The sequence below is a fragment of the Phocoenobacter uteri genome (genome assembly GCF_900454895.1).
Taxonomy (GTDB): Bacteria; Pseudomonadota; Gammaproteobacteria; order Enterobacterales; family Pasteurellaceae; genus Phocoenobacter; species Phocoenobacter uteri.
The window spans coordinates 1,981,080-1,999,716 of record NZ_UGTA01000001.1 but is presented as its reverse complement, the minus strand read 5'-3'; the positions used below and the strand labels follow the sequence as shown (position 1 = coordinate 1,999,716).

Annotated in this window: 13 protein-coding genes; 5 read left to right on the top strand and 8 right to left on the bottom strand. The window is 37.8% G+C overall.

Features of this window, described 5'->3' with window-relative positions; all coding sequences use genetic code 11:
- Positions 1-92 precede the first annotated feature (92 nt).
- From dnaK to DYE60_RS09155, 3 genes are all read left to right on the top strand, one after another.
- Positions 93-2,003, top strand: a complete 1,911-nt coding sequence (dnaK, locus tag DYE60_RS09165) for a molecular chaperone DnaK (protein ID WP_115316290.1) — start codon at positions 93-95, stop codon at positions 2,001-2,003.
- Between the two features lie 285 nt (positions 2,004-2,288).
- Positions 2,289-3,413 (top strand): molecular chaperone DnaJ, encoded by a 1,125-nt coding sequence (gene dnaJ, locus DYE60_RS09160; RefSeq protein ID WP_115316289.1) that lies wholly within the window; start codon positions 2,289-2,291, stop codon positions 3,411-3,413.
- Between the two features lie 62 nt (positions 3,414-3,475).
- A complete protein-coding gene (locus DYE60_RS09155; protein ID WP_115316457.1) occupies positions 3,476-3,892 on the top strand; it encodes a DUF1810 domain-containing protein in 417 nt (138 codons plus the stop codon).
- Between the two features lie 21 nt (positions 3,893-3,913).
- Here DYE60_RS09155 and DYE60_RS09150 read toward each other — a convergent pair whose 3' ends face one another.
- The 8 genes from DYE60_RS09150 to DYE60_RS09115 form a co-directional block, all read right to left on the bottom strand.
- The gene (locus DYE60_RS09150; protein ID WP_115316288.1) at positions 3,914-4,870 is read right to left on the bottom strand and encodes an ion transporter; all 957 of its coding nucleotides are present in this window, start codon (positions 4,868-4,870) and stop codon (positions 3,914-3,916) included.
- Between the two features lie 90 nt (positions 4,871-4,960).
- On the bottom strand, positions 4,961-7,423 hold the full coding sequence (locus tag DYE60_RS09145; RefSeq protein WP_115316287.1) for a glycogen/starch/alpha-glucan phosphorylase: 2,463 nt from the start codon (positions 7,421-7,423) through the stop codon (positions 4,961-4,963).
- 58 nt (positions 7,424-7,481) lie between these two features.
- On the bottom strand, positions 7,482-8,906 hold the full coding sequence (gene glgA / locus DYE60_RS09140) for a glycogen synthase GlgA (protein WP_115316286.1): 1,425 nt from the start codon (positions 8,904-8,906) through the stop codon (positions 7,482-7,484).
- A 95-nt stretch (positions 8,907-9,001) separates the two neighbouring features.
- A complete protein-coding gene (gene glgC / locus DYE60_RS09135) occupies positions 9,002-10,309 on the bottom strand; it encodes a glucose-1-phosphate adenylyltransferase (protein WP_115316285.1) in 1,308 nt (435 codons plus the stop codon).
- Positions 10,310-10,353: 44 nt separating this feature from the next.
- Positions 10,354-12,333, bottom strand: a complete 1,980-nt coding sequence (gene glgX, locus DYE60_RS09130) for a glycogen debranching protein GlgX (RefSeq protein ID WP_115316284.1) — start codon at positions 12,331-12,333, stop codon at positions 10,354-10,356.
- A 50-nt stretch (positions 12,334-12,383) separates the two neighbouring features.
- Complete coding sequence (gene glgB, locus DYE60_RS09125) at positions 12,384-14,573, bottom strand: 1,4-alpha-glucan branching protein GlgB (RefSeq protein ID WP_115316283.1); 2,190 nt, start codon at positions 14,571-14,573, stop codon at positions 12,384-12,386.
- A gap of 465 nt (positions 14,574-15,038) precedes the next feature.
- On the bottom strand, positions 15,039-15,671 hold the full coding sequence (gene dsbA, locus DYE60_RS09120) for a thiol:disulfide interchange protein DsbA (RefSeq protein WP_115316282.1): 633 nt from the start codon (positions 15,669-15,671) through the stop codon (positions 15,039-15,041).
- 38 nt (positions 15,672-15,709) lie between these two features.
- Positions 15,710-15,988 (bottom strand): YihD family protein, encoded by a 279-nt coding sequence (locus DYE60_RS09115; protein WP_115316281.1) that lies wholly within the window; start codon positions 15,986-15,988, stop codon positions 15,710-15,712.
- Between the two features lie 153 nt (positions 15,989-16,141).
- On the opposite strand from DYE60_RS09115, the gene menD reads away from it, so the two are divergent.
- Entirely contained in the window at positions 16,142-17,848 is a 1,707-nt protein-coding gene (menD, locus tag DYE60_RS09110) for a 2-succinyl-5-enolpyruvyl-6-hydroxy-3-cyclohexene-1-carboxylic-acid synthase (RefSeq protein ID WP_115316280.1), read from the top strand.
- Positions 17,848-18,618, top strand: a complete 771-nt coding sequence (menH, locus tag DYE60_RS09105) for a 2-succinyl-6-hydroxy-2,4-cyclohexadiene-1-carboxylate synthase (protein ID WP_115316279.1) — start codon at positions 17,848-17,850, stop codon at positions 18,616-18,618. Before menD ends, menH begins: the two co-directional genes overlap by 1 nt.
- The last annotated feature ends 19 nt before the right edge of the window (positions 18,619-18,637 follow it).

The following is an 18,637-nucleotide window of genomic DNA, read 5'->3' as shown; positions in this document are numbered from 1 at the left end:
TACCCCTATTTAATAGAGCGTCAGGATGAGGAACAAAAACCTCACTCTTTTTTATAACATTGAAAAATTTAAAATCTTATTGGAGAATGAAAATGGGAAAAATTATTGGTATTGACTTAGGAACAACTAACTCTTGTGTAGCGGTAATGGACGGCGATAAGCCACGTGTAATTGAGAATGCAGAAGGGGCGAGAACGACTCCTTCAATCATCGCTTATACAGATAAAGAAACCTTAGTTGGACAACCTGCAAAACGTCAAGCTATCACAAACCCAAAAAATACCGTATTTGCAATCAAACGTTTGATCGGTCGTCGTTTTGAAGATAATGAAGTACAACGTGATGTGGATATTATGCCATTTAACATTGTTAAAGCAGACAATGGCGATGCGTGGGTATCAATCAATGATGAAAAATTAGCACCACCACAAATCTCTGCGGAAGTATTGAAAAAAATGAAAAAAACAGCAGAAGATTTCTTGGGCGAGAAAGTTACAGAAGCGGTTATCACTGTACCTGCATACTTTAACGATGCACAACGTCAAGCAACCAAAGACGCAGGTCGTATCGCAGGTTTAGAAGTAAAACGTATCATCAACGAACCAACAGCGGCAGCATTAGCGTACGGTTTAGACAGCAAAAAAGAAAACCAAATCGTGGCAGTTTATGACTTAGGTGGTGGTACATTTGACTTATCAATCATTGAGATGGATAACTTCGATGGCGAGCAAACTTTTGAAGTGCGTGCAACCAATGGTGATACTCACTTAGGTGGTGAAGACTTTGATAACCGTGTAATCAATTACTTAGTTGATGAGTTCAAAAAAGAACAAAACATCGATTTACGCAACGATCCAATGGCGATGCAACGTGTGAAAGAAGCGGCTGAAAAAGCGAAAATCGAGCTTTCTTCTGCACAATCAACGGAAGTAAACTTACCTTATATCACAGCGGATGCAACAGGTCCTAAACACTTAGTAATCACAATTTCTCGTGCGAAATTAGAATCATTAGTGGAAGATTTAGTGGCAAAATCATTAGAGCCAATCAAAATCGCATTGAAAGACGCAGGTTTAAGCGTGTCTGAAATCAACGATGTAATTCTTGTTGGTGGACAAACTCGTATGCCTCTTGTACAGAAAAAAGTAGAAGAGTTCTTCGGTAAAGCACCTCGTAAAGACGTAAACCCTGATGAAGCGGTAGCAATCGGTGCGTCAGTACAAGGTGGTGTATTAGCGGGTGATGTAACAGACGTATTATTATTAGACGTAACCCCATTATCATTAGGTATTGAAACAATGGGCGGCGTGATGACTACGTTAATCGAGAAAAATACTACGATTCCTACTAAGAAATCACAAGTGTTCTCAACAGCGGAAGACAACCAAAGTGCGGTAACAATCCACGTGTTACAAGGTGAGCGTAAACAAGCGTCTGCAAATAAATCATTAGGTCAATTCAACCTTGAAGGCATTAACCCAGCACCTCGTGGTATGCCACAAATTGAAGTGACTTTTGATATTGACGCGAACGGTATCATCAACGTATCTGCGAAAGATAAAAATACCGGTAAAGAGCAACAAATCAAAATTCAAGCGTCAAGTGGTTTGAGTGATGAAGAAGTAGAAAAAATGGTACGTGACGCAGAAGCGAATGCGGAAGAAGATCGTAAGTTTGAAGAATTAGTTCAAGCTCGCAACCAAGCAGATCACTTAGTTCACTCAACGCGTAAACAAGTTGAAGAAGCAGGCGATGCAATCAGTGCTGACGATAAAGCAAAAATTGAAGACGCAGTGAAAGCATTAGAAGCTGTTGCGAAAGGCGATGACAAAGCAGAAATTGATGCAAAAGTTGAAGCATTAGTAAAAGCAGCAGAACCTTTAATGCAAGCAGCACAAGCTCAGGCACAAGCAGCTCAACAAGGTGCAGGTCAAGAGCAATCATCTGCGAAAAAAGACGACGATGTTGTTGATGCAGAGTTTGAAGAAGTAAAAGATAAATAATTTTATTTAATTCAAATTGTAGGGGCGTATTGAATACGCCCCTTTACCGTATATAGAAAATTACATATAAAATTTTTGCTATTCTCGTTCCCTGAGCTTGTCGAAGGGAATTTTATTTAAAAAGCACTTATGCTTCGACAGGCTCAGCAACCGTGCTTAGATAGTTCCGTAGTTTAATAAAATGATTAGCAATGATTTTAATTTACTATAAAACAAAGCGGTATTTTTTAGCGAAAATTTGCAAATTTTTATCAAAATATTACCGCTTATAATTAGGTCAAAACAATGTCAAAAAAAGATTATTACGAAATCCTTGGTTTAAACAAAGGGGCGAGCGAGCAAGAAATCAAACGTGCTTATAAACGTTTGGCGGCGAAGCACCACCCTGATAAAAACCAAGGCAGTAAAGAAGCAGAAGAAAAATTTAAAGAGATCAAAGAAGCCTATGAAGTGTTAGGCGATCAAGAAAAACGCTCAATGTACGATCAATACGGACACCAAGCCTTTGAACAAGGCGGTTTTGGTGGCGGATCAGGTGGATTCGGCGGTGGTTTTGGTGGCTTTGAGGATATTTTCAGTGAAATGTTCGGCGGCGGTGGTCGTGGACGTTCACGCGTGGTGCGTGGCGATGATCTACAATATAACCTTGAAATTACCCTTGAAGAAGCGGTGCGTGGGGTTAAAAAAGATATTCGCATTCAAACCTTAACCCAATGTGATCGCTGTCACGGTAGTGGTGCAGAAGAAGGCTCAAAAGTTTATACCTGTTCGCACTGTCACGGAAATGGACGCATTCGCCGTCAGCAAGGTTTCTTTGTGTCAGAAGCAATCTGTCCAAGCTGTAACGGAAGCGGTAAGAAAATTGAGAAAAAATGTAATTCTTGCTATGGCGAAGGACGTGTTAATAAACCTCGCAATCTTTCTGTTACTATTCCAGCTGGCGTGGATACAGGCAACCAACTTCGTTTATCAGGCGAAGGAGCAGCAGGCGAACACGGTGCACCAGCGGGCGATTTATACGTCGTCATTCACGTTAAACCACACGATATTTTTGAGCGTGACGGTTCAAACCTTTATTGTGAAGTGCCAATCAGCTTTACGATGGCAGCTCTCGGTGGTGAAATTGAAGTCCCAACCCTTGAAGGCAGAGTAAAATTAAAAGTACCTGCTGAAACTCAAACAGGGAAATTATTCCGTGTGCGTGGTAAAGGCGTACCTTCTCCTCGTGGTGGTTATGCAGGCGACTTAATCTGTAAAGTGACGATTGAAACCCCTGTTTCATTAACGGACGAGCAAAAAGAGTTACTTAGAAAATTAGAAGAAACCCTTGAAGGACATAAAAAACATCGTCCAAAACACGACGGTTTTTTTGACGGCGTAAAACGTTTTTTTGATACGCTAGGTAAATAATTTCTTATTTAATAAGGGCAAATATGTTGAGTATTTGCCCTTTTTTATTACGATTAACGAGAATGAAAACAGCGATTTTTTTAGAAGCACAAGCTCACTATTATGAGCGAGCATTACAAGAAATTCAGCAAGGTAAAAAACGTTCCCATTGGATGTGGTTTATTTTTCCGCAATGTCAGGGTTTGGGCAAAAGTAAAATGGCACAACAGTTTGCGATTGAAAACGTTACAGAAGCAAAAAATTATTTACAGCACCCTATTCTTGGGCAACGCTTGATTGCCATTACCACCGAATTACTTAAACACAGAGATACAGATCCGTTGCAGATTTTAGGCTTTCCAGATAATCTGAAATTACAATCCTGCATGACGCTTTTTAGTGCGGTTTCAACGGATGAAAACAATGTGTTTAAACAGGTTTTAGACCTTTTTTATGATGGTAAAATGTGTCAAAAGACGATGGATTTTTTGAGTCAATAAGGGCAGTAATCTGCCCTTGTATTAGAATTGATGTTCAAGGGATTTTCCACAATGTGGGCAATGTTTATAATGTTCCTCTTCTATTCGCTGATATTCCATTCTCTCGATGTCTTCAGCTTCTTCATCGGATAAATTATTTTTTAATTGAATATCTTTTAACAGCTCTCTTTCTATTTTAGATATTTTTCCATCTCTTAAACTAATTTTTACTGCTTTACGATACTGATCTTGATTTTTATGTAATTTATCAGAAAAACCTGATGCCAGAATACCCGCAGGCAATGCAACTAAGCCAATCCCCATTACCATAATTACGGAGCTAAATAATTTTCCCATTGGGGTGATTGGGAATACATCGCCATAACCAACCGTCGTTAAGGTGACCATTGCCCACCACATTGATTTTAAAATACTGCCAAAATGCTCTGGCTGTGCAGTACGTTCAAAGTAATACACACCACTTGCGGCAATCACAAGAATAATCATCAAAATAAAAATCACGGATAAAAATGCATTTGCTTCTTGTTTGATCACGCTTAATAAGGTGTTCATTGCGGTGTTATAACGTGTTAACTTAAAAATTCGCACTAATCGCAATAAACGAAGTATTCTAAGATCTACGAAGAAAAATGAAACAATAAAAGGAATAATCGCCAATAAATCAATCACACTAAAAAAGGAGGTTGCATATTTTAAACGTGCTTTGAAAGGAGAAAGATGACAATATTCCTTATCAAGAGGGATAACATATAAACGTGCGATATACTCTAGGGTAAATAAGAGGGTTGAACCGATTTCAATGCAATAAAACCAGTGACTATATTGTATTCTGATACTTGGCTCTGATTCAAGAATGATAGATACAACAGTAATTAAAATGGTAGAAATAATGATTCCATTGACGATTTTAGATAGGCGTCCTCCATTTGAGGGGGTAAGTGCGTTAAATAATATTTGATTAACTTTATTAGATGTCATAAAACGTAATATTTGTTATTAAAACAAAATTTTAACATAAAAAATCGCACCAAAAGGTAACTTCTGGTGCGATTATCTAATTTTCAAAAATTATTTACTTAATTTAAGTGGCATTGTTTTCCAAATTTTCTCTGCATATTCCGCAATTGTACGATCTGATGAGAAGAAACTCATATTTACAATGTTTTGTAATGCACTTTCTACCCACGCTTGTTGATTTTGGTATTTCTGGTCCACTAATTTTTGTGTTTCAACATAACTACGGAAATCAGCAAATGCTTGATAGTAATCGTAAGATTTTAATCCATTCAACAGATCTTGATAACGATTTGGCTCTTCAGGGGAGAAATAGCCACTTGAGAGTTGATCAATCACAGTGCGTAGTTGCTCATCAGACTGATAAATCTCAAAAGGATGATAGCCATTTTTACGTAAGGTTTCGACTTGCTCAACCGTATTACCAAAAATAAAGATATGTTCTTCACCAACATTCTCTAAAATTTCAACATTTGCACCATCGAGTGTACCCAATGTTAATGCACCATTTAAAGCAAACTTCATATTACTTGTCCCAGATGCTTCTGTTCCTGCAAGAGAAATCTGCTCTGAAATATCCGCTGCAGGAATAATTATTTGGGCAAGGCTCACGCTGTAATTTGGAATAAAGACAACTTTTAAACGACCTTTTAAGCGAGGATCATTATTGATAACCTTCGCAACGTCGTTAATTAAGTTAATTGTCTGTTTCGCTGTATAATAAGCAGAGGCAGCTTTACCTGCAAGAATAAATACACGTGGTGTCCACGCTTTTTCAGGATTCGCAATCATTTCATTATAACGAGCAACAATATGTAATACATTTAAAATTTGACGTTTATATTCGTGAATTCGTTTTACCTGTACATCAAAAAGTGCATTTGGATCAATTTCAACGCCTAGCTCTTTTTTAACATAGCTTGCTAAACGCTCTTTATTAGCACGTTTAATTTGTGGAATCGCTTGTTGTAACTCGCTATCGTGTAGGTGTGATTTTAATTTTTCCAGCTGCCCTAAATCACGTCGCCATTCTGTACCAATATATTTATCAAACAATGCGGATAAGTCTTGGTTTGCTACGGCAATCCAACGACGAGGCGTAATACCATTTGTGACGTTTGTAAAACGTTCTGGATAAATTCGAGCAAAATCAGCAAAGGTTGAGCTAACCATTAGATCGGAATGAATTGCAGCGACTCCATTTACTTTATGTGATCCTACAACAGATAACCAGCCCATTCTCACTTTTCTAGCATGCCCTTCTTCAATCAGAGAAACACGACGCACAAAATCATTATCTGAGGTGATATTGGCACGCACGTGATCTAAGAAATGTTCATTGATTTCAAAAATGATTTGTAAATGACGAGGTAAAATTTTTGCCATCATTTCAACTGGCCACGTTTCTAATGCTTCTGACATTAACGTATGGCAAGTATAAGAGAAGATATTACAACACATTTGCCACGCTTTATGCCATTCATAGCCTTCTTGATCAATGAGAATATACATCAATTCAGGAATGGCGAGTGCTGGGTGGGTGTCATTTAGGTGAATCGCAATTTTATCAGCAAGATTATCTAATGTTTTATGAGTACGTTTATGGCGTTTTAAAATATCTTGTAACGATGCGGAAACTAAGAAATATTCTTGGCGTAAACGTAATTCTTGTCCTGCCCAAGTTGAATCATCAGGGTAAAGCACGCGAGAGACATTTTCAATGGTAGAACGTTTTTCAATTGCACCAAAATAGTCACCTTTATTAAAGTCACTTAAGTCAAACGTGTCTCCAGCATGTGCACTCCATAAGCGTAATGTGGCAGCTGAATCATTTTGATAGCCTGGTATCATTTGGTCATAAGCAAGAGCAACTAGCTCTTCATCATTATTCCAAATGCATTTTTTACCTTCAAAATAGATATGTCCGCCAAAACGAATATTAAAACGTTTTGAAGGGCGAATAAATTCCCAAGGTGCATCTTTTTCCAACCAAGCATCTGGTGTTTCTACTTGGCGACCATTTTCAATCGTCTGTTGAAACATTCCATATTCATAGCGAATACCATATCCCATTGCTGGAATACCTAAGGTTGCAATAGAATCCATAAAACAAGCTGCTAAACGACCAAGCCCACCATTTCCAAGACCTGGATCAACCTCTTTCTCTAATACATCTTCTAAATCAACCTCTAATTTGGCTAAAGCGTCTTTGGTCAGTTCATATATTCCTTCTGCAATTAAGGCATTAGATAAAGTACGTCCGATCAGAAACTCCATTGAAAGATAGTAAACTCGTTTGGTTTCTTCACTTCTCGCTTGATGTGCTGTCGAAATCCAACCTTCTGTGACTAAGTCGCGTACCGCATATAAGGTTGCATTTAACCAATCTCGTTGACTTGCTTCTTTTGGTGAGCGTCCAATAAGAAAAATCAACTTATATACAATCATATTTTTTAACGTCTCTGCGTCATCTTTCAAATGATTATATAAAAAGGGAAATTGAATGTTATTTGTCATAATTTGCTTCTCCTCCAATTTTGAATATATAAAAATAGATACTTTTATGTTTTTTTAATTATTGATATAACTGTTTGTAATTTTCTGCTGCAATCTTCCAACTAAAATCTTGCTCCATTGCAACAGTTCGTACGCTAAACCATAAACGTTGTTTCTGCCACAATGTAAAGGCATTGCCTATCGCTTGGCTTAATGCTTCTGAGGTTGCTTCATCAAATACAAACCCCGTCGCCGTGCGTGATTTTATATTTTCTGATGTACTATTGACGACGGTATCCGCTAATCCACCTGTTGCTCGAACTAATGGCAAAGTGCCATATTTCAAGCCGTATAATTGGGTTAATCCGCAAGGCTCAAAACGACTAGGAACTAAAATCACATCGCCACCGGCAATAATTAAGTGAGATAATGCTTCATCATAGCCAATTCTCACCGCAATATTTTCAGGATAACGTGTTGCAAGTTCATCAATGCTCTGCTCCAATTCTGCCGCCCCTGATCCAAGAATAATAAGTTGCCCACCTTGTTTGACAATCTCTTCGGCACTCTCAATCAATAAATCCACCCCTTTTTGCTCCGTTAAGCGTGTCACCATTACAAATAACAATGCCTCTGCTTGCTGTGGTAGATTAAAATAAGATTGTAATTTCTGTTTGTTATGACGTTTTTTGGTCATAAATTTAAGTTTATAATGATCTTGAATATAAGGATCATTATTAGGATGCCAAATCGTTTCATCCACACCATTGAGCACACCAAATAATTTACCTTGCTGCGTTAATGTTGTGAGTAAACCTTCTAAGCCGTAACCAAATTCTGGTGTGGTAATCTCTTTCGCATAGGTTGGACTCACCGCTGTGACTTTATCAGAATAATAAAGCCCTGATTTTAAATAAGAAATTTGACCGTGTAATTCTAATCCATTGATATTAAACATTTCACTCGGCAAGCCAATTTCATATAAATGATGAGCTGAAAAATTACCCTGATAAGCCAAATTATGAATCGTAAAAATAGATTTTGCCGGACGACCCTTATGCGCTAAATAGGCACTCACTAAACCTGCATGCCAATCATGGGCGTGAACCACTTCTGCACGCCACCAGCTATCTAATCCTGTTGCTAGCTCTGCCCCTACCCAACCTAACAAGGCAAAGCGTTTATAATTATCCGCATAGTCTTGATAATTTTCACCATAATAAGGATTGCCCTCACGAGCATATAAATGTGGTGCATCAATTAAGTAAATCCCAACACCATTATATTCGCCATAACGTAATACGATATGTCCCGCAAAATTATCAAATTCATGCACAATTACTGTATTCGGTATGCCTGTCATAATGGCTGGGTAGGCGGGTAATACTATTCTTGCATCAATACCAATTTCTTTCTGTGCGAAAGGTAACGCACCGATCACGTCAGCTAACCCACCAGTTTTTAAAAGGGGATATAACTCTGAACAAACGTGTAATACTCTCATTTAATTTATCCTTTTAATATTTCCTTGCTAATATAAAAACAATATTGTAGAGGCAAGCCATTTCTCACCTCTACAAATTCATTCAAATAATCACTTTAATCTAAATGCTCTTCATGAGCGATTTTTTTACCTTGTAACTTTTCAATCATCGGCTTAGTGACTAAAACTACTTTACTCGAGCTACTCACTCTAAAACGCTGACGATCTTCTTCTAAATTTACACCGATTTCCGTACCATCCGGAATAACGACATGGCGATCAATAATACAATTTCTTAATGTACAATTTTTACCGATAGTCACCTGTGGCAATATCACACTATATTCTACCGTTGAACCTTCTTTTACAATAATATGGTCAAACAGTACCGAATGACTAATTTCAGCGTCAGTAATCACACAACCGCCAGAAATCAATGAATTATCCACCGCCTTGCAATTGGCTTTTTTATAGAAAAATTTTGAAGGATAGGCTTGAATTGGATTACCACGAATTGGCCAACGTTGATCATAAATATCTAGTTGCGGATGTTCAGAAACTAAATCAATATTTGATTGCCAGAAGCTGTCTAATGTCCCCACATCACGCCAGTAAATTTCACCTTCCGTATTACGTCCCATACAAGAACGGCTAAATGGGTGTGCATACAATACACCTTCTTTTAAAGTACGCGGTAAAATATCCTTACCAAAATCGTGGGAGGTGTAAGGGGTTTCCACTTCTTTTTCTAACACTTCATATAAATAATCTGCGTCAAACACATAAATTCCCATTGAAGCAAGAGACATATCAGGTCGACCAATCATCGCAGGAGGATTTTCTGGTTTTTCCACAAAAGATTTCACTTTTAAGTTTTCATCAACTGCCATCACACCAAATTCGGAGGCAATTTTACGTTCTACTTCAATACAGCCAACGGTACATTTTGCCCCACTTGAAATATGATCCAGTAGCATTTGGCTATAATCTTGTTTATAAATATGATCCCCCGCCAAAATTAGCACATATTTCGGGCGATAATGATTACGCAAAATCGCCATATTTTGATAAACGGCGTCTGCTGTACCACGATACCACGTTGAATCATCAATTTGCTGACGAGCGGGCAACATATCTACAAATTCGCCTCGTTCCTGTGGCAAAAAAGACCAGCCTTTTTGTAAATGGCGTAACAATGAATGGGCGGCATATTGGGTCACAACGCCAATACGGTTTAGCCCAGAGTTAATACAATTAGATAATGCAAAATCAATAATGCGACGATTACCACCAAAATAAAGGGCTGGTTTTGCACGCTTATCCGTTAGTTCATGAAGACGAGACCCTCTACCACCGGCTAAAATCAGCACTAGTGTGTCTTTTACCACTTCATATTTATTTGGGGATTTTGTCATACTACTCATAGTCACTCCTTGTTTTTCTTAAATTCACCATTGAATTCAATTTGTTAATGAAATACTTTCTTCAAAATAGAAAATGACACATCTTCTACATCAAAAATTTTTCCATTTAATGTAAATTTTGGATCAAATATGACCGCTTGCCATTCGCCTTCTGGTAACTGAAATTGCTGTAAACCTGCTTTTCCATTTATGACGAATAGCCATTGATTATCTAATTGAATTTGAAATGCTTTTTTTTCTACATTGTGCCAATCTGTAATATCCATCAAATGCCCTTCAACATTAAACCACTGCACCTCATTGAGTTGCCACCAGTTATCTTTTAATGTCTTTGGTAAAGCTTTACGTATCGTAATTATCTGTTTTGTTAGCTCAAAAAACGTTTGCTGAAAATCATTCCATTTCAGCCACGCAATGTCATTATCTTGGCAGTAGGCATTGTTATTACCATATTGCGAATTACCAAATTCATCGCCTGCCAGCAACATTGGTGTCCCATTTGCTAATAATAGGCTGGTTAGTAATGCACAACAATGAACTAAACGCATTGCTTCTACGGTTGAGGATGCCCCTAATGAACCTTCAAACCCCTGATTGTTACTGTAATTTTCATCTCGTCCATCACGATTATTCTCGCCATTGGCAACATTATGCTTATGGTTATAACTCACCAAATCTCTAAGGGTAAAACCATCGTGGGCAGTAATAAAATTGATAGAATTGTGGGGTAGGTATCCCTCTCGTCGATAAATATCACTCGAACCTGCAAAACGTTGAGCAAACATATCTAATCTGCCACTTTTTTGAAGCCAGAAACGGCACATATCATCACGGAAATGATCATTCCATTCTGAAAAATAGACAGGGAAATTCCCGACTTGATAACCCCCTTCACCAATATCCCAAGGCTCGGCAATAAATTTACATTTCTGTAAGCTCGGTACTTCGGCAATTTCTTGAAATAATTTTGCATTCGGATTAAACGCCGGTGTTTCTCGCCCTAAGGTGGGTGCTAAATCAAAGCGAAAACCATCTACGTGGCACTCTTCAACCCAGTATCTTAAACAATCAATCACCCAACGACGCCCAATATCAGAAGAGACGTTGAGCATATTGCCACAGCCCGTTGCATTGATATATTCCCCTTGATCATTCCGCCAATAATAGGTTTCATCATCAATACCACGCTGACAAAACGTAGGAAAATGTTTTTCCGATTCTGCACTGTGGTTAAACACCACATCAAGTACCACTTCAATCCCCGCTTTATGCAAAGCTTGTACCATTGCTTTAAATTCTGAAAGTGGTGAGGTGCCTTTTCTTCCCGACCAATATTTTGGTTCTACCGCAAACATCGCCAGTGGATTATAGCCCCAATAATTCTGTAACCCTTTTTCCTGTAAATGCGGTTCATCTAAATGATAATTGATAGGCAATAGCTCTAAGGTCGTAATCCCTAGCTCTTTTAAATAAGCAATCATTTTAGGGTGAGCCACGCCAGCATAAGTGCCTCGAATATCTTCTGGCAGATCTTCACGTAATTTGGTTAATCCTTTTACATTTGCTTCATAAATAATGGTGTCCGCCCAAGCAATGTTTGGAGCTTGATCATCTTGCCACGCAAATTTATCTTCAAAAATGACCGCTTTAGGTGCAAGGTGGGCGTTATCTCTTGGATCATCTAATAAAAACCACGATCTTTTTTCCGTACTACTCAGATCCGGCTTTCCGATCACCTCTTTAGCATAAGGATCAAGAATCAATTTATTTGGATTTAAGCCATCGCCATACATACGATAGCCATATTTCATTCCGTGATTCACTTCCGATAACCAGATGTGCCAAATATCATCTGTTTCATACATCGGTAAACGAATTTCTTGCCAATTATTTTCATCAAAAAGACACAGTTCCACTGCCACCGCTTTTGAAGAGAAAATAGCAAAATTGAATCCTTTAAATCCTTTTTTAGGTCTAAGGGTACAGCCTAAAGGATACGGCTTCCCTAATGTTATCTTTTTCATTCTATCCACTTTTAACTAAGAGAAATGTTCTCTTAGTTTTACTCACCTTACTAACTTAATTTTAAATAGATTGTTGCCAATGGCGGAACAGTAACCTTAATAGATTGTGCTTTTCCGTGAGAGCCAATAGCTTCGGCCTCCACTCTACCTAAATTTCCGATATTTGATCCCATATAAACTTGAGCATCAGAATTTAAAATCTCCGTATATGTCCCCATTTCATTGACACCAATACGATATTCATTATGTGGAACTGGGGTAAAGTTACTGATAACAATAACTCGCTCGCCATTACGGCTACGACGCTCAAAGGCAAATACAGAGTTTTGTGCATCATCAACCACTAACCACTCAAAGCCATTTGGATCACAATCTAATTCAAATAATGGAGCGTTTTGCTGGTAAGTATGATTAAGATCTTTAACAAAATCCTGCACCCCTTTATGCCAGCCACCACCCTGTTGCTCATCTAATAAGAACCAGTCCAAACTTTCTTGATAATTCCACTCACGCCCTTGTGCAAATTCATTACCCATAAAGAGCAATTTCTTACCTGGGTGACCCCACATATAGCCATAATAAGCACGTAAATTTGCAAATTTCTGCCAAGTATCGCCCGGCATTTTGCCCAATAAAGAGGATTTTCCGTGTACCACTTCATCGTGAGAAAGGGGCAATACAAAGTTTTCACTGTATTGATACATCATTCCAAAAGTCATTTGATTATGATGGTGCTTGCGGTAAATCGGATCTTTTTGCATATAGGATAAAGTGTCATTCATCCACCCCATATTCCATTTAAAATTAAAGCCTAGCCCACCATTTTCCAAACTGTGGGTTACGCCTGCAAAAGAGGTCGACTCTTCCGCAAAAGAAACTGCACCATTCATCTCTTTATTGATTAAATAGTTGGTTTGTTTTAAAAATTCTATTGCTTCTAAATTTTCACGTCCGCCATATTGATTTGGGATCCATTCTCCTTCCTTACGGCTATAATCTCGATAAATCATTGACGCCACTGCATCAACACGGATCCCATCTAAGCCAAAACATTCCAACCAATACAACGCATTACTTACTAAGAAATTACGCACTTCATTACGGCCATAGTTATAAATCAGCGTATTCCAATCTTGATGATAACCTTCTCTTGGATCTGCGTGTTCATATAATGCAGTGCCATCAAACGCCACTAAACCGTGTGTATCACTTGGGAAATGACCAGGTACCCAATCTAAAATCACATTTATGCCTTCTTTGTGTGCTTTCTCGATTAAACGTTTAAATCCTTCTGGTGAACCAAAGCGACTCGTTGGAGAATATAATCCAATTGGCTGATAACCCCACGAGCCATCAAAAGGAAACTCTGAAAGAGGTAAAAATTCGATATGGGTAAAGCCCATCTCTTTAACATAAGGAATCAGCTCATCAGCAATTTGATCGTAATTAAGCCAATAATTATTTTCGAGATTACGACGCCACGAACCTAAATGGACTTCATAAATAGAAATCGGTTGATCGGATTGATTTGCCTTACGACGCTGTTCTGTCATTGGCACAATTTCTGGCAACATACTCACTTGCGATGCAGTATCAGGACGTAATTGAGAACTAAATGCGTAAGGATCCGCTTTTAAACGAAGTTGATCATTACAATCAATCAGTTCAAATTTATAAAACTGCCCAAGTGACACTTTGGGTAAAAACAGCTCCCAAATCCCACTTTCAAAATGTTTTTGCATTGGATGACGACGACCGTCCCAATAGTTAAAATCCCCCACCACTGAAACTCGTTTCGCATTCGGTGCCCAAAGACGGAAAACCACACCTGAAATACCATCACATTCTGTAAAGTGAGCCCCTAAAATTTCATAAGGACGGTGATGCGAACCTTCAGAAAGCAGCCAGTTATCTAATTCATCCACCATCAAATGGAAACGGTAAGGATCTTCAATTATTTGGGATTCATTACCCCAAAAAACCTGTAATTGATAATCGTAAAAAGAATGGGTATCTGGTGTGATTCCCGCAAAAAAACCACGTTCATCAAGCGGTAATAATTCGAATAAAATTTGCTGATTTTCTCTCTCAATCACTAACACCCGTGTCGCATCAGGTAATAATGTACGAATTTCGATGCCATTATCTGTCTCGTGCATACCTAACACAGCAAAGGGGTTTGAGTGCTGCCCATTAAAAAAAGCGTCTATTTCTGCTTGTGATACTAATTCCGTTACCATAAATCCTGCCTATCATTGTTAAGTATTACGCATAAATAAGCCTTGTTAAATATAGATAACAATAGTGAAGTAAAAAAAGGCAATATGCGTAAAGGGAGATTATTTAATATTGAAAATAAAAAGGAGAAGGTTGTTAGTTGAGAAATAAAGGTGCGTAGCAAAGATAAGGAGGAAAAAGGAACGGAACGTATCATATCTAAGCATATGAAATACAAATGCCAAAAAAAGCCATCAGCCCAAAAAGTTGGCATCAGCACTCTTTCCGTGTATTTATGTTGTATTTGCTCCGCAATAATCATCTGACAACCTTAACTAAAATGATTGTTACGGCAATATTACAACCTTATTGATAAAAAGCAACCGTTTACATTATAAATTATGATCTTTATCAAATAAAAAAACTATTCCGATGCATAAGTTTTTCTTATGCATCGAAATAGTTTAAAATGACTTACTTTCTAAGAATTACTTTTCTGTAAGAGACAGCACAATATCGATATAACGCTGAATAAATTCTTCGTTCGTTTTCACATCAGAGAAACCTTCATTGTTTACTTGATATTTATTATCCACGAAGAAAGCTGGCACACCTTGAACATTTAACGATTCTGCTAAATCTTCTTGCTTTTTCACCAATCCATTCACAGCAAAACTATTGATTCCACCATCAAATTGCTCAGCTGAAATCCCATTTTCAATAAACAACGCTCTAATATCATCCATTGAATTGATTTTATGCCCTTGCACCGCTTCAAATAACGGGGTTTTTACTTTATCTTCTACGCCCATTGCCATTGCAAGTGACCATGCGCGCGTTAAGTCTTTTCCTTCCTTACCTAAAAAACTCACGTGATATTGCTTCATCGTCACGTCTTTTGGTAATTTTTCCTTGATTAAACTTGGAATTTTATATTCCATTTCAAAGTTATAACAATGCGGGCAGTAGAAAGAGAAAAACTCAACCACTTCTTTTTGTGCCACAGGGGCTTGGCTGACTTCAATATAATCCTTGCCTAAAGTTGGTTCAAACGCTGTTGCATTAAAACTTGCTAGACCTAATAACGCCACAAGGCTACTTTTTAATAATAATTTTTTCATTTTGCTTCCTTAAAAATAAATGTCTTACATTGACAACACTAATCTTTTAAAATTCCACGTGCTCTTAATAATGCCGTTTTAAAATCGTCCTCGTAATCTTTTTGAATACCAGGAATAACCGTATCACTGCTCGTGCCACGCATTTTTAATTGATAAACCAAGACTTCATCCGTCAACGCCGTTAAATCATCTGGCTTGCCAACTTCTTTCGCTAATTGATGTAAAAAATCCATCAAAGATAAATCCGGCTCTTTACGCCAATGTTTACCCATTAAATCAAGAATTTCATCTACTCGGTGTGTTAACGCATTATTCATTTTCATGTCCTTTATATCAAAATAGTGCTTAATCATATATTTTTAGTCAAAAATTTGCAAAATTTTCTTAAAATATGACCGCTTACTATTTGGTTGTAACTAGAAGTTATTATATGATAAGCACAATTTTAGAAATTTAATTGGGTAATAATAATGACAACTAGCACCTTTAATCGTTCTTGGTCATATCTTATTTTAAATGCGTTATTGCATCACGGTGTAAAACATTTCTGTATTGCACCAGGCAGTCGTTCAACACCTTTAACTTTAGAAGCGATAAACTTACAAAAACAAGGTGTTGTAAAATGCCATACTCACTTTGATGAACGTGGATTAGGCTTTTTTGCTTTAGGTATCGCAAAAACGACGATGGATCCTGTAGTGATCATCGTCACCTCAGGCACTGCGGTTGCAAACTTATACCCCGCTATTATCGAAGCAAGTATTACCCATCATAATTTAATTATTCTTTCAGCAGATCGCCCCCCTGAGTTAATCAGTTGTGGGGCAAATCAAGCAATTCAACAGCAAGGAATATTTGCAAATTACCCAATTGAAAGCCTCAATTTACCTAAACCAAGTCGAGATTACAGTGCAAATTGGGTGCTTTCTCAAATTGAAAGAGCTTGTGGTAAACAGCAACATCAAGCGGGTGTCATTCATATCAACGCCCCTTTTGCTGAGCCATTATATGACGCCGATGAGAGCAGAATTTATAACGATGAATGGCTCGATTCTGTACAACATTACCTTAAAGCAAAAGACAGAAAATATTTAGTACAACACGCCAATCACAGTGAAGTATTTACTCACTCAAACTGGGAAGAATGGCGAACTAAACGAGGAGTCATTGTTGTTGGAAAATTAACAGCTGGCGAAGGTGCAAAACTTAGAAATTGGGCGGAAACGCTCGGCTGGTGCTTAATTTGTGATATTCAATCTTCTGTTACGCCAAATTTACCGTATGCGGATATCTGGCTTGCCAACAACACAGTGCGTAAACGATTAAGCCAAGCGGATATCGTAATCCAATTTGGCACACAAATTATCAGCAAACGAGTCAATCAATTTTTAAGCGGATTTAATGGCGAATTGTGGATTGTTGATCAGCATTCTGATTACTTAAACCAATTTGCAAAACCCCATACTCGTTTTATTGCCAAAGCATCCCATTTTGTACAAACGCATCCAGCGATACCACAAAAAAAATGGTTGCTTGAACCCTTAGCTCTATCTAAATTCTGCGATGAGTTTGTTACAAAACAAGTAGGGACGAGCCTAAATGAAGCCTCTTTTGCTCATCAGTTAAGTCAATTATTACCGCCAAACGGACACTTATTTTTAGGTAATAGCTTATTTGTTAGGCTAGCTGATGCCTTTGCTCGCTTACCAGATAATTACCCAATTTACACAAACAGAGGAGCGAGTGGCATTGACGGTTTAATCGCTACAATGGCAGGAGCAGCAATTGGTGGCGAGCGTCCAAATGTTGCTATTATTGGCGATATTTCCGCATTACACGATCTCAACTCAATCGCCTTATTGCGTCAAATTACTCAACCGACCACTCTTTTTATTATCAATAACAGTGGTGGAGCAATTTTTGATACCTTAGGCGTAGATCCAAAAGTAAAATCCAAATATTACCGTGCTTCACATAATTTTGAATTTTCCCATATTGCAACTATGTTCGGCATTGATTATATTCGCCCATTCACTTGGGCAGATTTAAAAACTAAGCTCAAACAGGCTTACATTCGCAAAGGTGTAACCATTGTTGAAATAAAAGTAAATGAGATTGAAGGTAGCTCAATTTACCAATCTATTCTGAAACAAATTGCCCGAGCTTCTATTGACTAATGTTAGCATTTCAATGGCATAATGTACCAAATCTAGCAGAACCGAGTATTCCGGTGGTCTTTTTACACGGACTACTCGGCTCGCAACAAGATTGGAATAAGGTGCTAAAAAATTTGCAAAATCATCCAAAAATTAGACCGCTTACTCTCGATCTTCCTTTTCACGGACAGAGTGAAACAATTTGTTGTAATGATTTTAATGAAGTATGCCAGCAAATTCACGATACCTTACAAACTCAAATCGATCGTCCTTTTTATCTTGTCGGTTATTCACTCGGCGGACGAATCGCACTGCATTATCATTTATTCAAGAATAATCCACTTCTACTTGGTACTATTGTAGAAGGGGCAAATATCGGCTTAGAAACTAAATCTCAACGCTACGTTCGCTGGCAAAATGATATCGCTTGGGCAACACGTTTTGAAACGGAAAATATCGAAAATGTATTACAAGATTGGTATCAACAAGCGGTCTTTTTTGATCTTGATTTTGCAAAAAAACAACAGCTGATCCAAAAGAGAAAAAGCAATAACGGAAAATGTATTGCTCAAATGCTCAAAGCCACTAGCCTTGCAAAACAAGCCTTTTTATTAGAGCAAATAAAAACTCAGTCTAATTTACATTTTATAATCGGCGAGCGAGATAAAAAATTCCAAACCCAAGCAATACAATATCAATTAAATTATCAACTTATTGAAAATGCAGGGCATAATTGCCATTGGGAAAATCCTGTTGGATTCATTAAAAAATTGGAAACAATTGTGCGATAAAATAAAACCCACCTAAAAT